At 43.0% G+C, this 19,702-nt stretch carries 16 protein-coding genes; 8 read left to right on the top strand and 8 right to left on the bottom strand.

All coding sequences use genetic code 11. The features are described 5' to 3' along the window. The first annotated feature begins 129 nt into the window (after window positions 1-129). Genes apt through J5X92_RS11795 form a run of 3 tightly spaced genes read left to right on the top strand, consistent with a single transcriptional unit; the run spans window position 130 to window position 3,982 of the window. Window positions 130-666 (top strand): adenine phosphoribosyltransferase, encoded by a 537-nt coding sequence (gene apt / locus J5X92_RS11805; RefSeq protein WP_013783400.1) that lies wholly within the window; start codon window positions 130-132, stop codon window positions 664-666. A 17-nt stretch (window positions 667-683) separates the two neighbouring features. Next, window positions 684-3,617, top strand: coding sequence for a DNA polymerase III subunit gamma/tau (dnaX, locus tag J5X92_RS11800; RefSeq protein WP_208805810.1), 2,934 nt, complete (start codon window positions 684-686; stop codon window positions 3,615-3,617). 38 nt (window positions 3,618-3,655) lie between these two features. Then, the gene (locus tag J5X92_RS11795) at window positions 3,656-3,982 is read left to right on the top strand and encodes a YbaB/EbfC family nucleoid-associated protein (protein WP_013783402.1); all 327 of its coding nucleotides are present in this window, start codon (window positions 3,656-3,658) and stop codon (window positions 3,980-3,982) included. Between the two features lie 268 nt (window positions 3,983-4,250). Here the strand turns inward: J5X92_RS11795 and J5X92_RS11790 are convergent, their stop codons facing one another. From J5X92_RS11790 to J5X92_RS11780, 3 genes are all read right to left on the bottom strand, one after another. Further along, window positions 4,251-6,017, bottom strand: coding sequence for a vanadium-dependent haloperoxidase (locus J5X92_RS11790; protein ID WP_013783403.1), 1,767 nt, complete (start codon window positions 6,015-6,017; stop codon window positions 4,251-4,253). Window positions 6,018-6,360: 343 nt separating this feature from the next. Next, window positions 6,361-6,966 (bottom strand): peptidoglycan-binding domain-containing protein, encoded by a 606-nt coding sequence (locus tag J5X92_RS11785; protein ID WP_208805809.1) that lies wholly within the window; start codon window positions 6,964-6,966, stop codon window positions 6,361-6,363. Between the two features lie 52 nt (window positions 6,967-7,018). Further along, window positions 7,019-8,506 (bottom strand): choice-of-anchor L domain-containing protein, encoded by a 1,488-nt coding sequence (locus J5X92_RS11780; protein WP_208805808.1) that lies wholly within the window; start codon window positions 8,504-8,506, stop codon window positions 7,019-7,021. 473 nt (window positions 8,507-8,979) lie between these two features. On the opposite strand from J5X92_RS11780, the gene J5X92_RS11775 reads away from it, so the two are divergent. The 5 genes from J5X92_RS11775 to J5X92_RS11755 all read left to right on the top strand — a co-directional run bounded on the left by J5X92_RS11775 (window position 8,980) and on the right by J5X92_RS11755 (window position 14,123). Then, window positions 8,980-9,927 carry a hypothetical protein gene (locus J5X92_RS11775; RefSeq protein WP_013783406.1) on the top strand — a complete coding sequence of 316 codons (948 nt, stop codon included), beginning with the start codon at window positions 8,980-8,982 and terminating at the stop codon, window positions 9,925-9,927. Window positions 9,928-10,024: 97 nt separating this feature from the next. Then, window positions 10,025-10,624 carry a recombination mediator RecR gene (gene recR, locus J5X92_RS11770; RefSeq protein WP_013783407.1) on the top strand — a complete coding sequence of 200 codons (600 nt, stop codon included), beginning with the start codon at window positions 10,025-10,027 and terminating at the stop codon, window positions 10,622-10,624. A 109-nt stretch (window positions 10,625-10,733) separates the two neighbouring features. Continuing rightward, window positions 10,734-12,656 (top strand): molecular chaperone HtpG, encoded by a 1,923-nt coding sequence (htpG, locus tag J5X92_RS11765; RefSeq protein ID WP_208805807.1) that lies wholly within the window; start codon window positions 10,734-10,736, stop codon window positions 12,654-12,656. Between the two features lie 312 nt (window positions 12,657-12,968). Beyond that, the gene (adk, locus tag J5X92_RS11760; RefSeq protein ID WP_013783409.1) at window positions 12,969-13,613 is read left to right on the top strand and encodes an adenylate kinase; all 645 of its coding nucleotides are present in this window, start codon (window positions 12,969-12,971) and stop codon (window positions 13,611-13,613) included. 114 nt (window positions 13,614-13,727) lie between these two features. After that, window positions 13,728-14,123, top strand: a complete 396-nt coding sequence (locus tag J5X92_RS11755) for an MAPEG family protein (RefSeq protein ID WP_013783410.1) — start codon at window positions 13,728-13,730, stop codon at window positions 14,121-14,123. A gap of 38 nt (window positions 14,124-14,161) precedes the next feature. Here J5X92_RS11755 and J5X92_RS11750 read toward each other — a convergent pair whose 3' ends face one another. The 5 genes from J5X92_RS11750 to J5X92_RS11730 all read right to left on the bottom strand — a co-directional run bounded on the left by J5X92_RS11750 (window position 14,162) and on the right by J5X92_RS11730 (window position 19,510). Continuing rightward, complete coding sequence (locus tag J5X92_RS11750) at window positions 14,162-16,750, bottom strand: TonB-dependent receptor (RefSeq protein WP_208805806.1); 2,589 nt, start codon at window positions 16,748-16,750, stop codon at window positions 14,162-14,164. A gap of 298 nt (window positions 16,751-17,048) precedes the next feature. Beyond that, on the bottom strand, window positions 17,049-17,690 hold the full coding sequence (gene lepB, locus J5X92_RS11745) for a signal peptidase I (RefSeq protein ID WP_126871416.1): 642 nt from the start codon (window positions 17,688-17,690) through the stop codon (window positions 17,049-17,051). Window positions 17,691-18,095: 405 nt separating this feature from the next. Next, window positions 18,096-18,380 (bottom strand): helix-turn-helix domain-containing protein, encoded by a 285-nt coding sequence (locus tag J5X92_RS11740; RefSeq protein ID WP_013783416.1) that lies wholly within the window; start codon window positions 18,378-18,380, stop codon window positions 18,096-18,098. After that, window positions 18,373-18,720, bottom strand: coding sequence for a type II toxin-antitoxin system RelE/ParE family toxin (locus tag J5X92_RS11735; RefSeq protein ID WP_013783417.1), 348 nt, complete (start codon window positions 18,718-18,720; stop codon window positions 18,373-18,375). The genes J5X92_RS11740 and J5X92_RS11735 overlap by 8 nt, the downstream gene beginning before the upstream one ends. Window positions 18,721-19,060: 340 nt before the next feature. Next, window positions 19,061-19,510, bottom strand: a complete 450-nt coding sequence (locus tag J5X92_RS11730; protein ID WP_013783418.1) for a GNAT family N-acetyltransferase — start codon at window positions 19,508-19,510, stop codon at window positions 19,061-19,063. Between the last annotated feature and the right edge of the window lie 192 nt (window positions 19,511-19,702).

Genomic DNA, 19,702 nt, shown 5'->3' with positions numbered 1-19,702 from the left:
ATTTCAAAGAAGTCTACAATAAGTGGTACTTTCTAGCTTCTATCGTAACTTTACTCGCGTTTCCGCTGATGCATATCATCTGCGGCTGGTTTACCTTCTGGTTATAACGCAGACATTCAAGGCATAATTGTGACTGCACAGTATATAAAATCAGTTGTTAAAACCGTTCCTGACTATCCAAAGCCAGGTATTTTATTTAGAGATGTTACTAGCGTACTAGAAGACCATAAGGCTTTCAGTAGTTGTATCGCATTGTTGCTTGAAGAATTCCAAGATATGGGATTCAACAAAGTAGCAGGAACCGAAGCGCGCGGATTTTTATTCGGCGCACCATTGGCCATCGAGATGGGCATTGGTTTTGTTCCAGTAAGAAAACCCAACAAATTACCCCGTGAAGTGGTGAGTGAAACCTACGACCTTGAATACGGTACTGATACGTTGGAAATCCACAAAGATGCTATCCAGCCTGGCGATAAAGTTTTACTTATCGACGACTTGTTAGCAACTGGCGGTACCATCGAAGCATCAGCAAAGCTAATCCGAACATTAGGCGGCACCATTGAGCATGCTGGCTTTGTTATCGGCTTACCTGAACTAGGTGGTCGTGAAAAGCTAACCGCGATGGGTATCAAAAGCTTCACGCTTTGTGAGTTCGACGGCGAATAAGGATAAAAATACAAGCAATGAGTTATCAGGTATTAGCACGTAAATGGCGCCCGGGTAAGTTTAGTGAACTCGTAGGGCAGGAACATGTTGTTTCAGCTATTTCGAATGCGTTAGATAACGACCGCTTGCACCACGCGTACCTATTTACCGGTACGCGAGGGGTAGGTAAAACCACCATTGCTCGTATATTTTCCAAGAGTTTAAACTGCGAAGAAGGGCAGGGGTCTAACCCTTGTGGTCAATGTAATACCTGTAAAGAAATAGAGCAGGGTAATTATGTTGATTTGCTTGAAATTGATGCGGCATCACGCACAAAGGTAGAAGATACCCGAGAGCTACTTGATAACGTACAATACAAGCCTACCCGCGGCCGGTATAAAGTGTATCTTATTGATGAAGTACACATGCTGTCTAAGCATAGCTTTAATGCGTTGTTAAAAACGTTAGAAGAGCCACCACCTCACGTTAAGTTTTTACTGGCCACGACCGATCCACAAAAGCTTCCTATTACTATTTTATCTCGTTGCTTGCAGTTCAATTTAAAAGCATTGTCGCGAGAGCAAATAGTTGGGCAGCTTAATCATATTCTAGAGCAAGAAACCTTACCCTTTGAGCCGCAAGCGCTAGCGTTGTTAGCCCGCGCTGCACAGGGGAGTATGCGTGATGCCTTAAGCTTAACCGACCAAGCTATTGCACAAGGTGGTAATGCGGTTAACGCCTCAGTCGTTACCGACATGCTAGGCTTGATGGATAAAAATCAGCTTGTGAAGTTATTGCATGCGGTGGTGAGTAAAACGCCAGCCGATGTTATGCAATTGGTTCAGGATATGTCGGAACAAGCACCAGATTACGATCATGTGCTTGCCGAATTAGGCAGTACGCTACATCAAATAGCGTTAACCCAATGGGTGCCTGAAGCCTGTAAATTAGAAACAACTTCAGCCAAAGCTATTTACCAACTTGCTAAATCAATTTCTGCTGAACAAGTGCAGTTGTTGTATCAAATTGCGCTGCAAGGAAGGAAGGACTTACCATTCTCATCAGACGGCAGGAGCGCATTAGAAATGACGTTAATGCGTATGATGACATTTGCACCTAGTACGCCTTTAGCTGATGCGCCATCTGAGATAGCCAGCGGAACGGTTGATAGTTCGTTGCCTATTGCATCGGCGGAAAAAAAAACACTAATTTCTGAGCAAGACGCGCAAAGCACGACTTCTACCGCTAACTCTCTTAGTGCTAAAAGCACAGACGCTGGGTCATCGTCAGCCGGTGAAGAGGCTTTCAGCAATGAACAAGATGCTCACAGTGCAAATGTTCAAGATGCAGAAACTGCTACTGATGAAACCGACCGCGCACGAACTCACGAGATTTCATCTTCTTCTGACATAGCAGATTTAGCCACTTCACAGAATACCCCCCCTGAACCAGGAGCCTCGGCTCATGAAAAAGAGTCGTATGGCGAAGCCGCTTCGCAACAGGTAGCGTCTTTTGAACAGGCAGAGCCTTCGCAACAGGTAAAGCCTTCCCAGCCGGTAGCGTATTCAAAAGATGGCCAGCCGTCAGATGCCAATCAGTCTGTAATAAATAATCAGCCTACAGGTAGTGATCATTCTACAGGTAGTGATCATTTTACAGGCAACGATCAGCCTACGGGTAGCAATCAACCTGCAGGTGAGTATGGCAAGCCAGTCAGAAGTTTGGCGTCAGAGCATACTCCTTCAGATTCGGCCCCGTTTAATGATATGCCGCCAGCAGATGCATACATGGACGATATGCCACCGCCTTACGATGATGATGAGTCGTCATTTATGCCGCCTGATTTCGCCGATGCTCAGCGGACAAATACACCGCTATCTGATGAAGGCCCTGACACGCAATCTACACATTTTGCTTCGCAGCAAGCTGTTGATTCTGTGCCAGCCGCTACACCCACACCAGAGGCACAGCTAACATCCACTGCTGATATGCTCGCGCTACGACAGCGATTAAAGCAAAAACGTGATGAAAGCGCAGAACAAGCGGCGAAAAAGCCTGAAGCGACGAACGAAACTACTAGCTTTGTAGATAGAATGAGTAAGGCTTCAAGCCAAAGCTCTCTTGACCCTTCTAGTGAAGGCCGAGATGATAGGCAATCTAAAGGCACGGCTGACGACATCAGTGCTCAACAAGAATCAACTACTGCACCGGCAACTGCGCCATCAAGCTCTGATACTTTTAATGCAAATTTAGATGTTGGCTCTAACACGACTTCTAACGCTAGCATGCAAAACCAAACCGATATGCCCCCGTGGGATACTGGTATGCAGCATAATGACGAGCCGTTTACTGCCAACGAGCAAGATACCCACTTTGATTCACCAATGCCTGACGCGGCGCAGTATGGCGGCAATAGCGAAACAGCTCGTAATGAGCCTCAGACTTTAGAATCAGAGCCTTTAGAACCTCAGCCTTTAGAATCAGAGCCAAGCGATACCCGTAATGAATTTAGTGCTGAGCCAGTAAATCAGTTCAAAAGTCAGTATCAAGGTAAGCTAGCTGCGTATTTGGATGATGGTAGTAAGCTTGTTCATGCGAGCCAAATTGATAAGTGGAGCAATGACGTAGAGCAAATGCCTATTGCAGGTTTGCTTAAACAATTGGTGCTTCATGCCTCTTTTTTGCGAAATGATCAGGGTATAACGCTTGAAATTGATAACAGTCAGGCGCATCTACTAAAAGACAGTGCAAAACAACAGTTGCTTGATGTATTGCATCATAGTTTTGGCGAAGGGGAGAATATTACCATCACCCTTGGCTCGCCAAAACAAACGCCCTATGCGTTGCAACAAGACATTATTGCTATGCGCCAAGCGCATGCACAATCGGTAGTACATACCGACGAAACAATACAAGCGTTGTTATCAGCGTTCGACGCATCAATAGTGACCGACTCGGTTAAAGCGCGATAGCAATATTAACTAACACTAAGACAAAGTGAGAAAAGAATATGTTTAAAGGTGGAATGGGCAACATGATGAAGCAGGCTCAGCAAATGCAAGATCGTATGCAGAAAGTGCAAGACGATTTGGCAAAGCTGGAAGTCACAGGTGAAGCCGGTGCAGGCATGGTTAAGGTAACCATGACATGTAATCATAACGTTCGCCGCGTAGACATTGACGACACGTTAATGGAAGACGATAAAGACATGATTGAAGACTTGGTTGCCGCTGCATTTAACGATGCCGTTCGCCGCGTTCAAGAAACCAGTAAAGAAAAAATGGGTGACGTTACTGGCGGAATGTCACTTCCACCAGGCTTCAAAATGCCGTTTTAATGTGAATGTTTTAGTAACGCTTACCGTAAGTTAAGCATTACGTTGTAACAAAAAGCCCCGGTGAAACCGGGGCTTTTTGTTCGTCAGTATTCAAATAATACTAAGGGCGTCCGTATTACCACTGGTGTGATTAGACAGTGATTTACGTATAAGGTTAATGCCAAGTATTCGAATATATAGTTATTGCAACTTCGTTTTCGCCATCGCTATAAAACGAAACAGTAAATCAAAAACGCCTTTCATGTTTGCTTATACATGTCTCAACTGTTTAAGAGCGTGTAATTAATTTCTCATCGCCATCAAACGTTTTAACCGATAAGGTAAATGCATCGTAAGGGTAACTTTCAGCTTGGTCTTTAAGTATTCCCAACGCAATTTCTTCGCCCATTCTCAAACTATCGTAGTAGTCACTGAAAAAATGCACTCCACCCATATTTCTTCCAATCGATATATTAGCGGCGAGTTTGTTAAGCTCAGCTTCTAAGGTAATCACTTCATCAGAATCTTCAATAGTTAAGGTATCGTCGTTGTCAGTTGCTACAATCTTAACGGGTTGCCAATTATCCCGTTCAGCAATTTCTGGTTTTACGAAGCAAACAGATTCTCCTTTTCGGGCTAACTGCGCATTAGTATCGAAAAATGCTTTAAGTACGGTCACGCACGCTCCTGCAACAGTTGAGTGCCCTGCACCGTAAGAAGGGTGCATGGGGGACCCTTCAGCAAAGGCCATCGGTAGTAAATCTTCCGTGTGAAAAAGTTCATTGATCTTAGCCAATGTGTCCGATAAATCGGCTTTCATGTTCTCGAAATTTGTACTGGCCGCGCCTCCCACAGCAGCTTTGAACGCATCATTGTCAGATTTGGCTATTCTTGCTGCTAGCACTTCAGGGCGCAGGCGTCTATGCACTTGAAATTTTTGATACCTGACCGCTTTCAGCGCTCGAGTTGCCACTTCTGTTACCAACGATAGAATATGTGGCCCACCAAACAAAGCAAAACCTCCCGCTCGCGAGTTAGGAAATTCCCCAGAAAGGTTTACGAAGTTACTATCAAAAGGAGCAAAGTCTTGGCTCTCTTTTTGGCTTAGTAGTATTAGGCAGGCATTTAAATAGGCTTGATAGAGGGCGTCGAAATGAACGTATGTCGCTAAATCTCTTGGGGTTTTAATAAAAGTGAGTTTTAACTCTCCACTGTTTTCTTCATAGTTCCCCGTTCCTGTCTTTGGAGTGTTATTCCGGCTGTAACCGTTTTGAACCGCTACCCACTCGTCAAATTCCAACATGAAATTCTTATCACTTGCTTTTGGTACTTTTTGATTGATGGTTTGCGCGCCGTAATTAATAAGGCCGGATTCAACACTACTTTTGGTATTCCCTCCCCCCATCAACATGAAGCAAGAGAGGTAGGGACCGATACCTACGCCTGGCGAGGACCCCCTGAAAACTGTTCCGGGCGTAAGCACTTTGTCACCACAGGCGTTTTTTGCAGTGAGTCTGGGGCGTCCACAGAAGCCGCGCATTGCATAACTTAGCTTATTTAGTCTTTCGCATGGGCCTGCAATCTCATCTGACAATTCGCTGAACTTATTGAGAGCGGTGTCTCGTAAAACCGCTAGTTCATAAACTTCGGCCATTTCAAAGGTTAGCTCACTTGAGCCAAGCCCTGGCGGTGGCGCCATTGTCACTTCTTGTGCATCAGGGCCTTGAACATCAAATACAAAGCCCGCAGTTGGCGCTTCCCAAAGCCGGCGTTTGCCCTCGGCTGTAGGTACATCTATCGCGTGGAAAGGCGATATTTCCCCTCCATTAATTGCATCTATTAATGCCTCACAGGTTTCTGCATTTTGAACAAGGCCAGTTTCGGGATTGTGTTCTAATCCTTTGGTAAAGCTCATGGCGTAGTTGATACTCGACTTTTCATCGCCATTATTTATATGCATCACTTGAGAATGGATGGACTGATGCCTATTTAGCGAAGCGATACGAATACGGTAGTCTAGTGAGTCTTTTGAACGTTGATTTTGAGTTTCATTCATTGAAGTATTCCTTTTCGTTGAATAGTAGTGGTTATTCACTACTCCAGTTGTAGCTAACTGATGACGGGGATACATCATTGAACAACAACTGCCAGCCCTCCCTGTCTAGCGGCCTAGAATTAAACACTATTGGTTAAAATTTGTACACTGCGTTATTCTGTTAAATTGAGTTTTAAGTCTTGTTAAAGTTTAAGTCTCAGATTTGTAGTTAAAAAAATTTGCAGTTTTTTTAGATTAAAAGTGGAAGATGGGTATTAATTGAAGCGAAATAGAGGGGGGAGCAGAGTACTTCGCTTAATAAGGAAAGTGGTTGTAAAGCATTTCTGCAATACAACCAAACTAATTAGCGTTTTATTTGGGGCTTTATCAACAGCAAATTTACTAGCGTTTGCTGGTCGGGGAAGCCTGTAACTGCAATACCTTTTGCCCGTTGATATTGGGTAATAGCCTCCACGTATGACTTGTTAAAAGCGATGTCAGACGATTCGGTATCAATGTTATACCCACTTGATTCTAACGCCTCAACAGTCATATCAAGCACCGTTTGATAAATATAAATAGTACTGTCGTTAATCGACATCTCGATAATATCGGAACGTGTAGACATGCGTGTTGGCAAAAACGCTTGCAGCATAATATTAGTGGCATCTAGAAATTTTTGATCTGGATTATCGGTGCAATGCTTATTTAGCATCAATAACATCAGTTCAGTAGTCTGCCATGGCGTTATATCAAACGTTTTTTGCTGCAACGCATTGAACGCCGTGATGTAACCTTCTAGCCAGCCGCCGTATAAATATGTTTTTGAACCTTGCTCAGAATACGTACTTGCAAATTCAGAGCAGCTGCGTTTCGCTGTCCCTTTTGTGTTGAACGCGCCTTCTTCATCTGCCGCTACGGCACAAAATGAGAATAAAATAACTACTAAGGTTACGACATACTTCTTCATCTTTACTAAATACGGGGGCGGGTTTAGCACCCCCTCTCCATTACTTTTACGTTTACTTGCGTTTGCGAACTAGCGAAATGCCAACAAGTGAAAGTAAGAATATTGCAATCGTTGAAGGTGCTGGCACGCTGGTGGTAGATGTCACAATAGCAGCTTGGGTTATTGTATACGAACCTGGGTCAGCAAAAGAAACACCGGTAACGAATGCTGTTGGATCTGTAGGGTCTAACATAAGGTCTTCATTAATACCTGTCAGGGTGAACGTTGAGACAGGAAAAGGGAAGTCGAAGGTTTGTCCCGCCATTAAAGCTTCTGTGTACTCATCTCCTAACGAATTGCTAAAGGTGATTAGGTACCCATCGTCATCATTTACGCTGAGTAAAGTCGGTGCGGTAACACTGGCAAATTGACCACTGTTCCCGGCGGTGTACGTGTAGCCGGTCGATACATCTGGATCGAACCAAATGGTTTCGCCTGCATCAACCTCCGGTAGCGTGAATACAAATTCGCTCTCTTCACCTACTTCAACATCTTCATCCGGCATTAACGGTGTAAATTCCGACTCACCATTTTCTACGGCAAAATTACCAAAGCTGCTTAAATATACTGTTGTGTCTAATGCATCGTCTGATGCATCAGCTAGCAACATAGTAAACGTATTTCCAGTACTGCCTGGCTCTACGGGAATATCGAATTGTAAAAGCGGAATGCCATTTGGTGCTAATAAACCGTTCAATTCTGTGCCTTCAATGGCCTCGAAGTCAGGGTGGTCGATTGAGATAGGGGCAAATACACCGTCTACGGCAAGCTCAGCCACAGGTGCAAAAGCTACATTAGCACCGTTAAATAATAGGGCAAAGCCGTCGGTATATTCACTATCAACATAGCCTGGAAATTCTTCTGAGCCGAAGGCCGCAATAAATGACACAGTACTCACATCATCAGATACATCAAAAGTAATATCTAATTGCACAGCATCGAAATGTTCAGCTTGCCCGGTAATTGGGGTTAAAATTGTGTTTTGTGCCGCTGAGGCTGGGTTTTGAGGTACATATTCCTCGCCGCCACCATCTTCTGGCCCTGGCTGCTCATTTCCGCCTTCTAGCCCAGGCTGCTCATTTCCACCTTCATTCGTTTCACTTTGCTCAAAAATCTCTACAGGGTTGTTAGAAAACTCTGCTTCTGCCAAGTTGCCGTCATTGGCCGAGGGAAGAGGGATTTCGACTACTTCAGAACCATTATCGATATATTCATTCGGCCCATCGACATAATCGCTTACTTGACCTGTACTAAAGACAATACCGCCAGCACTTGGAAGACCGTAGGTTACTGAGTTATTAGTATAAAAGCCAGCTTGACCAAATTGGCCCGACAGCGATTGCTCGGTAATTGTTAAGCCTGAATTATTAATAAATAGCGCATCGGTTAAAATTTCGGCTGAGTCACTGCTTTCAATAACAATTGCATTGGCATATTGAGCAGAAAATAAAAGGCTAAACGAGAAAGTACTAATTTTTATGATTTTTTTAAAGGTAGGCATTTACTACATCCCTGATGTTCTAAAATTTTTATTTTTTTGAATGATCAATTTATGAAGTTCGAAAATGCCTCAGCAAGAAATTGGCCAGTTTTTAATTTATTGAATTTATTGGTTATTTTTAATTTCTAATCTTTCTGTGTAAAAATTATTGACGGTTTAGGGCTGTTTGGAAAGTGTGTTATTTCTATCACTTAAATTTATATCTATCTATAAATGGTTGAAAATGAAGTTTATGTTAACTAAGTCTATGTATTTTAGTGGGTTCTATTTTATTGATAGCACGTTAGCGCTGTGTATGTGGAGTCTTTACATAGCCTAGTTTCAGCTTTTTATTAAACGAAGGCTTTACCTATAATTTCGGATTGGTTTGCTTCAACTGATTGGTCAGTAAGTTCGGCATAAAACGCTTTAGTTATGGTAGACCATCAGTAATAATACGTTCCATCTTAATCTTCAGAAATATCAACATTTTCATGCTGAAAAAAAGTATTATCCTGTCGGTGACAGTAGTCGCTGTTGTAGCCATTACCTTATTTGGCATTTCAACTCACAGGCTATATAGCAAAAAACAGTTATCCGTAGACCCTAAGTTGAATGAAATTTCTGGTATCGAATACGATAAAAAAGGGTTTCTTTGGGCTATTAATGACAGTGGGGATGATCCCAAATTATATCGTTTAGATGATAACGGCGACATTACCAAAGAAGTCATGGTAGCCAATGCTAAAAACATTGATTGGGAAGATATTACCCAAAACGACTTCGGGCACTTTTTCCTAGGCGATTTTGGTAATAATGATAACGACAGAAAATGGCTGACTATTTACAAGATAGAAAACCCTATCGATATTAAAACCGAGTCGACGAACGCCGAAATTATTAAGTTTACCTACCCTGAAATGGACGGGAAAACACCGGTTAAACCGAATGATCGTAACTTTGATTTAGAAGCCTTTGTTGCGCTAGGGCGCCACCTTTATTTATTCACCAAAAATAGAACTGAGCCCTTTGATGGTATTACTAATGTATATAAAGTGGGTGATCACGCGGCTAACTTTGATGCCGAATTAATCGACTCTTTTAAAACCTGTACTACCATGGAGAAACTGTGCTGGATAACGTCGGCGGCATTAAGCCCCGACAGAACTAAGCTAGCGCTATTGGATTCCACTAGTATTTGGTTATTCGAAAACTTCAAAGGGGATAAGTTCTTCTCCGGCGATGTTTACCGCATTGATTTAGGGTTGATTACGCAAAAAGAGGCGGTCACTTTTAAAGACGACAACACCATTATATTTACCGACGAGAAATTTAAAGGTATTTTCGGCGGAAATGCGTATGTGATTAAACTCGATGAAGTGCATAAAAAATTGATTCGAAAGGCAGCAAAGCCAAAAGAAAAAATAATTGAGCCAAACTAGCCTATAGCAAACTTTTATTGAGAGTGTGCAACAAGCACTTTTAGTGAGTAACATGCGTAATTGTTTCGTAACCGATTTAACATGATAAGTAGTTTGTATGAAGTTTAGCCCGTTACTGAATGAATTAATTCAAGCGTTAACTTGCCTTCCTGGGGTAGGTAATAAGAGTGCCCAGCGAATGGCGTTTCATCTTTTGGAACGCAATCGTAAGGGGGCGATAGATTTAAGTAATGTGCTGCACAACGCCATGGAGCATATTCACCACTGTCAGCGCTGCAGAACGTTTACAGAAGATGAGCTGTGCGAGATTTGCCGACATCCCGAGCGCGAGGCCAGTGGCTTATTATGCATTGTTGAAAGCCCGCAAGATGTATTGGCAATCGAGCAAACGCTTAGTTATAAAGGCCAGTACTTTGTATTGATGGGGCATTTGTCGCCTATCGACGGAGTAGGGCCTGAAGAAATTGGCCTCAATGAATTAGAAACCCGTTTTAGTGCAGGTGGCATTAACGAAGTTATTCTAGCCACCAACCCCACGGTGGAAGGTGAAGCCACTGCGCATTACATAGCCCAGCTTTGCGCGGCACATAATGTTGAAGCGTCTCGTATTGCTCACGGTGTGCCCGTTGGTGGCGAGCTTGAATATATAGACGGAAATACCCTTACTCACGCCTTTTCTGGTCGCCGCAAACTCTAAATTGCGGCGCTTCCCCAATAATATTTTTTCGCTTTGCTGTTGAAAACTGCTAGTTCGGCCTTACCTGTTTGAAAGTAACGTGATCCATTCAACGAGGAGATATTGGATTATGGCTGAAGCAGCCCATAAAGAAACCCACGGTTTTCAGACGGAAGTAAAACAACTTCTACATCTGATGATTCATTCTTTGTATTCAAATAAAGAAATCTTCCTACGTGAGCTTGTATCTAACGCTGCCGATGCAGCAGACAAGCTACGTTTCCGCGCACTAGAAAACGACAGCCTTTATGAAAATGATGGCGACCTAAACGTAAAAATTAGTGTTGATAAAGAAGCGGGCACGGTAACTATTGCTGATAACGGCATTGGTATGAACCGCGATGAAGTGATAGCCAACTTAGGTACTATCGCAAAGTCGGGTACAAAAGATTTCTTCAGTAAGCTTTCTGGCGACAATGCAAAAGACTCACAACTGATTGGTCAGTTCGGTGTTGGCTTTTACTCAGCATTTATCGTTGCTGACAAAGTGACTGTTCGCACTCGTGCCGCTGGCGCAGATGCTTCACAAGGCGTTGAGTGGATTTCTGAAGGCGAGGGTGAATTCACCTTAGCAGAAATCAACAAACCAACTCGCGGTACTGAAATTGTATTGCACCTTCGTGAAGACGAAAAAGAATTCGCTGATGATTGGCGTTTACGTTCAATTGTTAGCAAATACTCAGACCACATTAGTATTCCGGTTAAAATGTGGAAAGAAGAAGTGCCTGAAAGCGAAGGCCCTGATGGCGAGAAGACCCCAGCACAGCCAGGTGAGTGGGAACTTGTCAATAAAGCTACTGCTTTGTGGACGCGTGAAAAGTCAGACATTTCTGATGAAGAATATAAAGAATTCTATAAGCACATTTCTCACGATTTTGCCGACCCATTTGCATGGGCGCATAACAAAGTTGAAGGTAAGACAGAATATACAAGTTTGTTGTACATTCCTTCTAAAGCCCCGTTTGATATGTGGAACCGCGACCAAGCGCACGGTTTAAAACTGTATGTTCAGCGCGTTTTCATCATGGATGACGCCGAGCAGTTTATGCCTAATTACTTGCGCTTCGTTAAAGGTCTTCTAGACAGCAACGACTTGCCACTTAATGTGTCTCGTGAAATTCTACAAGACAACAAGGTAACCCAAGCATTGCGTCAAGGTTGTACTAAACGCGTACTTCAAATGCTTGAGAAAATGGCCAAGAACGACGCCGATAAGTACCAGTCATTCTGGAACGAATTTGGTAACGTGCTGAAAGAAGGTCCTTCTGAAGACCATAACAATCGTGAAAAAATTGCTGGTTTACTTCGCTTCTCATCAACCAACGGTAACTCTGATGCACAAACCGTTTCGTTGGCAGACTACATTGAGCGCATGAAAGAAGGCCAAGATAAGATTTACTACGTAACGGCAGACAGCCTACAAGCTGCTAAATCTAGCCCGCACCTAGAAATCTTCCGTAAGAAAGGCATTGAGGTATTGCTAATGGGTGAGCGCATTGACGAATGGTTAATGTCGCATCTAAGTGATTTCAACGAAAAGCCGTTTGAATCTATTGCGAAAGCAAACTTAGATTTAGGCGACCTTGAAGATGAAGATACTAAGAAAGCCCAAGAAGAAGCAGAAAAAGAAGTAGAAGGTATTGTTGAGCGTGCTAAAGCAGCCCTTGGCGATAAAGTCGTAGACGTTAAGTTTACCCACCGTCTAACTGATTCTCCGGCGTGCATTGTTGCTGATGACAACGGCATGACTACACAGATGATGAAGTTGATGCAAGCTGCAGGTCAGCCTGTGCCTGACGTTAAGTACCTATTCGAACTTAACCCAGAACATGCTTTGGTTAAAACCTTAGCAGAAACGCAAGACGAAGATTTGTTTAAGCAATGGGTTGGTGTATTGTTTGACCAAGCGGCATTGTCTGAACAGGGTAGTTTAAAAGACCCTTCAACGTTTGTGCAAAACTTAAACACTTTATTAATGAAGTTAGCGAAATAAGCTTCATTATTAAAAGTTAATTAATATAAAACGGGCGTAATGCCCGTTTTTTGTTTCTAGGGTCTTTAAATCTATTTTGCACGTTAATTTATGCTATATTTTCCTCCTTTAGCTAACTTCATTCGGTACGTTTGAAAGTAAGCAGTGAGTTAAGACCAAAGTCGGATTTTATAACGGGCCATAAGTAGTATATATATTCATCATAAGTGTTTAGTTTCCCTCTACAGTAGGGCTTAGACTTGTCACTGTGGTGCTGAATGTGTAAAGTGCCCCAAGTAAAAAAGTTCAAAATCATAAGCGGAGAACGCACTCATGCGAATTATTCTTCTCGGCGCTCCTGGCGCGGGTAAGGGCACACAAGCTCAGTTTTTAATGGGCAAATATGGGATCCCCCAAATTTCTACCGGAGACATGCTTCGTGCTGCTATAAAAGCAGGTACGGAAATGGGCCTTGCAGCCAAGCGTGTAATGGATGAAGGTAAGTTGGTATCTGACGAAATCATTATCGGGCTGGTTAAAGAGCGTATTGCGCAAGACGATTGTAAAGATGGTTTCTTGTTAGATGGCTTCCCACGTACAATTCCTCAAGCTGATGCAATGAAAGAAGCGGGTGTTTCTGTCGACCATTGTATTGAGTTTGACGTACCGGATGATGTAATTGTTGAGCGTATGGGTGGCCGTCGTGTTCATCCTGCTTCAGGTCGTGTTTACCATGTTGTTTACAACCCACCTAAAGAGGAAGGGAAAGACAACGATACTGGTGAAGACCTTATTATCCGTGATGATGATAAAGAAGAAACAGTACGTAAACGTCTTGCGATTTACCATGAGCAAACTAAGCCGTTAGTTAATTACTATAGTGCTGAAGCTGATGCTGGCAACTGCGAATACCACAAGTTAGACGGCACACGCCCAGTAGATGAAGTAAGTGCAGAGCTTGCTGAACTTCTAGGTTAATTAAGCTTGTTGATTTGTAAAGGCCGCTACTGCGGCCTTTTTTGTTACTTGTATGTTATAAGCGAATAGCGTTTAATAATTGCAGAATAACTAATATAAACGTGGAGCTAACTCATGGTATTACCTATAACGGCGTTTTATGCCAGTCTGTTGGGGATTTGCTACCTATACTTGTCTTTTTTAGTAATAGGGGTTCGTAGAAAAAATCAAATTAGCTTGGGTGACGGTGGTAATGAAGACCTGAAAAGGCTCAGTCGCGCTCATGGAAATTTTAGTGAATATGTTCCTATTACCCTCATTATGGTCGCTTGCTTTGAAGCGAATACTGGGCAAGGTTGGGCGGTACATGCACTTGCATGTGCACTTTTATTCGGACGCATTTTCCATGCTTATGGATTAAGACATCATAGTGGAGCAAGCTGGCAGCGTATTGCAGGTATGATGCTGACATTTTTGGCCATGTTAGTCGCGGCCATTGCTAACTTAATGCTTATTCATTTTGGATTGTGATTGCCTGACATTCAGGCAATCACAGTGAGTGCTAACGTTTAGAACCTAAACGTTGCTTTGGTATATACGAAGCGGCCGCGTGGATTGTGGATACTACCCACATACCCATAAAGGTCGCTATCGCCATCGCCAATAGCAAAAGGTGGTTCTTCATCAAGTACGTTGTTTACGCCAAGTACAAGTCGGATAGTATCAGTCACGTTGTAGCCACCTTGAATATCCACTAGCACTTGTGAATCGACCATTCGGGATGTGTTTTCTTCAAAATCTAACACGCCGTCGAAGTCGATATCCGGTGTATCTTCAAATTCACCCACAAAACTAATATTCAAGTTAGCGTCAAACGCACCTTTGCTCCACGTTGTGCCAAACAACCAGCGGTGCTCAGGATACCCATACTCACCAGTGTAATCTAAACCATCCTTTTCAAACTCGGTAAGATAAGACCAATCAAGATTGAACTTCACGTCACCGTAGTCGTTTAGGGTAAGCATGTAGTTTGCACTTAAATCGATACCTGCAGCTTCTTGTGAAGACACGTTTTGGTAGGTATTAAATATCTTTTGGATAACCCCTAAGCTAGCGCTGCCTTGTGGATCTAAGCGTACGCAAATTTCGCTATCTTGGTTATTACACTCAGTGTCGTATACCAAACCAAATTGCTGCTCATCAATTTTGTTGTCTTGGGTGATACTCCAAATATCAACGCTTAGACCAAGTTCTTGTGTAGGTGCCCAAATAGCGCCCACATTCCACGATTCAGACTCTTCCGCTTCCAAATCTGGGTTACCCGCAAACTCAATATTATAATCTAATGATTCGCAGTCTAAACCTGTTGCTTCACAGCGGTATCTATCTACAAAGAACACACTCTTCTGCGAAGGGCCTAAACCTACTTGTGCCAATGATGGTGCTCTGAACCCTTGCGCCCACGAAGCACGAAGGGTAACTTCGTCGCTTGGCGCCCAGCGTAGCGCAACTTTCGGGTTGGTCGTGTTACCAAAGTCGCTGTAGTCGTCGTAACGACCCGCCAATTGAAGCTCTAGTTGATCATAGAGCGGAATTGATAATTCTAAATAGGCGGCGTATTGGTCGCGCTCTGCGTTAGCAGAAACAGATTCAGTACCAAAAATGAGCCCTTGCTGGAATTGAATGTCTGGAATGTCTGATACTTGCTCTTCACGGTACTCTATACCCGCTGCCATCATGACCATTTCATCACCTAACGCAAACGCTTCGCCAGTAATGTGAGCATCGAAGCTAGTCATGCGTGATTCACCTCGGCGAACCAAGCTGGTGGTAATGGCATCAATAACCTCAGGTGAGTTAGTTACACCACCGAAAGGATTGTAGTTACCTAGGTCAATCTGTTCCTGTAGCCAATCTACGCGAACCCAACCTTGCGATTGATCGCCGCTTTGTTCAGAACTACTTCTGCCTTTTTGGACAGATGCTTCCCAATCGTAGTCAAAAATTTGGCCTCGTAAGCCTGCTACAAACCTAAGTGTATCGGTTTCAATATCCCAGCGTCTGGCGCCCGCATCCACAGGGCGGTAACGGCCAATATCAATATCTTGCCCGAAAGGGTTATCAGGATGGGTGCCAGGTACGGTTAAGCCCGCATCTTCATCAAGGGGCGTGGCTGCACCGCCAGCTTCAGAGGTATTGTGCTGTACGGCGACTTCCATAAACGCGGTAACATCTGACGAAATTTTATAATCGAATTGACCAATAAAGCCGACGCGCTCCGATGCAGGAATAGTGAGGCCGTATGGGCCATAGTCGAACAAACAACTACCAGATGCAGTGGCGCTATCGGCTGGGCAATCGGGATCGATAGTTTTAACGCCGTCAACATAGAAATAACCTGGATACCCGCGAGAAGAACGAAAATCCATACCGCCATAAGGCGATTGATTGGCAGTACCAAACCGGCCCATTTCGTCAGCGCCTAGCTGGCTGTTGTTAAAGTAATCGAGAATGACAGTAGCGCTGCTTTTTTCACTTTGGCTGCCCCACAGCATATTAGCCGTGGTTTCGCCGTAGCTTGGCCCTGTGGTACCGCCATAGCCTACGTTTACTTCTAAACCATCATAGTCTTTCTTCAAAATAACGTTTACTACACCGGCCACGGCATCTGAACCGTAAATAGCTGATGCACCGTCTTTTAAAATATCGATGCGTTCAATGGCCGATACGGGAATAGCATTAATATCAACAAATGAATTGGTAATGCTTTCTGCAAATGCACTGATGGCAACACGTCGGCCATTAATAAGTACTAAGGTGGCATCTGGACCCATACCTCTAAGGGACACAGAGGCCGCACCATTTGCGGTTGAGTCTTGGCTATTGTTACGGGTTGAGAAAGTACCCGCACCGGTGGCCGGCATGCGTTCTAGTAATTGTTGTAAGTTCTCATACCCCATGCCTTTTATCATGGTGGCATCTATCGATTGAATAGGAGAGGGGCCTTCAATATCGGTTCGTTTGATACGAGAGCCTGTTACTGCTATACGTTCTACTCCCTCAGCTTGTTCTTCTGCTTGTTGCGCTTGCGAGGAAGAGATTGAGGAGAGTCCAGCCAGTGCGAGTGTGAGCGCACTAAATTTAACACCATGTTTCATTGTGATTTCCTTATGGTTCCATTTAACTTGTTATTTTTTATCTCAGTAACGCGAATGGTTACTAATTAATCAATAGCATTAACGTGGGTAAAGTAGCAAGCTGGCAAGCTATTGTTTTTGAATAGACTTAGTTACAAATTGTGTACAAATGGAAAATGAGCAGAGACCAGAAGCGCTGAGGCTCATCGTTGACATAGAGTAACTGGCAAATGTAGGCAAATTTGTGGGAAGTTGGGTAAGGCAGTAATAAAAGAGAGGGAGGGCATACCCGTTTGAGGGCATGCCTGTCGAACTGATATTATTGAAGCGCTAGCAAAGAACGCTCTCCTCTTGGTAAGTAGTAATTTTCTTTGTCTAATGAAAAAGCCACACGGGTAGCACGTCCTTGGACCTCTTCAACAGGAATAAAGCCGTAATAACGTGAATCTACGCTGTTATTTCGGTTATCACCCATCACCAACACATGTTTATCAGGTACAACAACTTCATTAAATGACGAGCGCGCCCCTTGTACAGGTAATAGCTGAATACTGCGCTGACTATCGCCTATATTTTCTTGGAAAACATAGTGGTCGCGCCTCTGTATTACGGCGTGCTCATCATTTACGGTTAGCGTGTTGTTACTCAAGCTAACCGTGTCGCCAGCAATAGCGACAACGCGCTTAACTAACCGCGTATCGGCCGCGCTACTTTGAATAACCACAATGTCACCACGGGCGATATCTCCCGTTTGGCTAAGCACCACATTGGTAAAAGGCAGTTCAAGAGTGTATGCACTTTTATTTACCACAATGCGATCTCCCACCTGAATGGTGGGCTCCATAGAACCCGTAGGTACATGATAGTAATCTGCCACACTGCTTCTGAATGAAAACATCAGTACAACAAATAGTATGAAAGGTAAGTTTCTTTTAATAAACGAGCCAGTTTGTTGCTTCATTTTAATTCCTAACAATAGGTGGTTAATACGGCGTAATTGTAGTTCGTTGCCACGTACTAAATAGGTTATGGCGCTAATAGCCGTAAAGGAGCTAGAAGTATAGAGGGTTTAGATTGGGAACAGTTCATACTGAAAGTGTTTCAAGATGTGTGTTCTTTATTTCACGCTAGCCTTCAGTTTTCATGCTAGTGCTTGGTCGATTCTGACAGGCGGTTGAGTGTTATAAGCTTTACTATTGAAGTACTGCAATGTACGTTTTGCGGCCCCTGATGCCAAAATAAGCATGACGCTGTTTGAAGAAAAAATTCCTGAATTCAAATTTTAGTCGTGAATACGAACTTCAGCGCAATACCAGACGCTCGTGGTTACTGAATACCGCATACATTCCAACGCTTGATTAGCGTTTTACCCAAGCGCCCTCATAACAGCTTTAGGCTCTTTAGCTACGACATTTAATAAAGCAAGTGCTGGTCCTTGTGGATTGCGATCACCTCGTTCCCAGTGACGTAAAGTTGAAACGCTGATGCAAAGCTTTGAAGCGAACTCCATTTGGGTTAGACCAAGATTACGGCGTATTTCTACAACGTTGACTTCTGGTGCTCTATGGATTTTAGCTTCGACTTTTTTTCCTTCAGTAAAATCGATGGCTTCTTGCAAACCTTGAGCGATACTATTGAATGCATTAGTCATTATATTTCTCCAACGCTTTTGTAGTTAGCAGCTTGACTAGTTTAGATAAAGTATTTCTGTCTGCTTTGACTAAATTAGCTTTTTCGTTTTTGCCAAATATTGTTAATAGAAAAAGTGGAATACGTTCATCATGATAATAATAAATAACACGTACACCCCCACTCTTACCCTTATTACCTTTGCTCCAACGCAACTTTCTAATCCCACCAGTACCTTCCATAACATCGCCTGCTTTCGGATGTTCAGATAAGTAATCAATGACACCTTTTCGTTCAGATTCACTTAATAGCGCATCTGCTCGCTTTATAAATTCTGGTAGTTCGGCTATTGTCGTTCTCATAGCACCATAGTAATCCAATGGATTACTGTATTCAACTTAAAAAACTTAAACTGCACGTCTAACTATCAATTCCTTCAGATATCTCAAGGGCGTCCTCTACTTCGATGCTTTGTTAGTATTTATAAACCCTCAGCGCGAACAGCCCTTTATGGCACAACTCGGAAATTTAAAACCTAAACCCTGAGGGTCTACTGTTTGTTTATTTCCGACTGTCAGCAATACCGAGACTTTACATAACACCGGTTAGCACATAAAGAATACATCATAGGATGAGAATCAGCTTACACGATGCTTTGCTAAGCTAAACCTTAGCGAAAAAACTGTCCTAAGGCAGATTGCATTATTTAACTTCAAGCTCCATCACAACACCGTCTTCGTCATCTTCCTCGGTTACAACAAAGCCGAACTGTGAATAGAACTTTCGCATTGCATGGTGCCCTGGCATATAGAGTATTGTTATCTTTTTACAGGCAGGGATTACGCTCATTTCTTTAATAACTTGTTCGGTCGCAATTTTTCCAATGCCTTGCCCCTGATGTTTGACGTCAACCATAAATTGCGCAATATAAAACTCGTCGGGTAGGTTTTCTTCTAACTCCTGATAATATTGAATAAAACCTACAGCTTCATCACCTTGATAAATAGCTCTGTTAACATAATGAGGGTAGAAGCTTGATTCGGCGATAGATTCCGAATTTAACGCCACATAGTTTTCTTGCTCTTTTGTAATTTCTAGATGAATAATATCTAGCCAATTGTCTTTGGTGACTTCTCGTAAACTAATATCCATATAAATCCTCAATGCTTCCCAAAAGAGATAAAAATATTTAGGCATAGTGATAAAAAACAATGCTACAAGGAGAAATAAATAGAAAATCAGTGAGGCAATAAGATGAGAGGTTCATGAAAATAAAAAGGGAGCAAGTTACGCTAGTAACTTGCTCCCTACATGTTATGTGTTGTAATTTCGCTCAATGAACTT

Source organism: Alteromonas sp. K632G, assembly GCF_017653625.1.
In the GTDB taxonomy this organism is placed as follows: Bacteria; Pseudomonadota; Gammaproteobacteria; order Enterobacterales; family Alteromonadaceae; genus Alteromonas; species Alteromonas naphthalenivorans.
The sequence above is the reverse complement of the archived record's forward strand: the minus strand, read 5'-3'. Positions and strand labels throughout refer to the sequence as shown.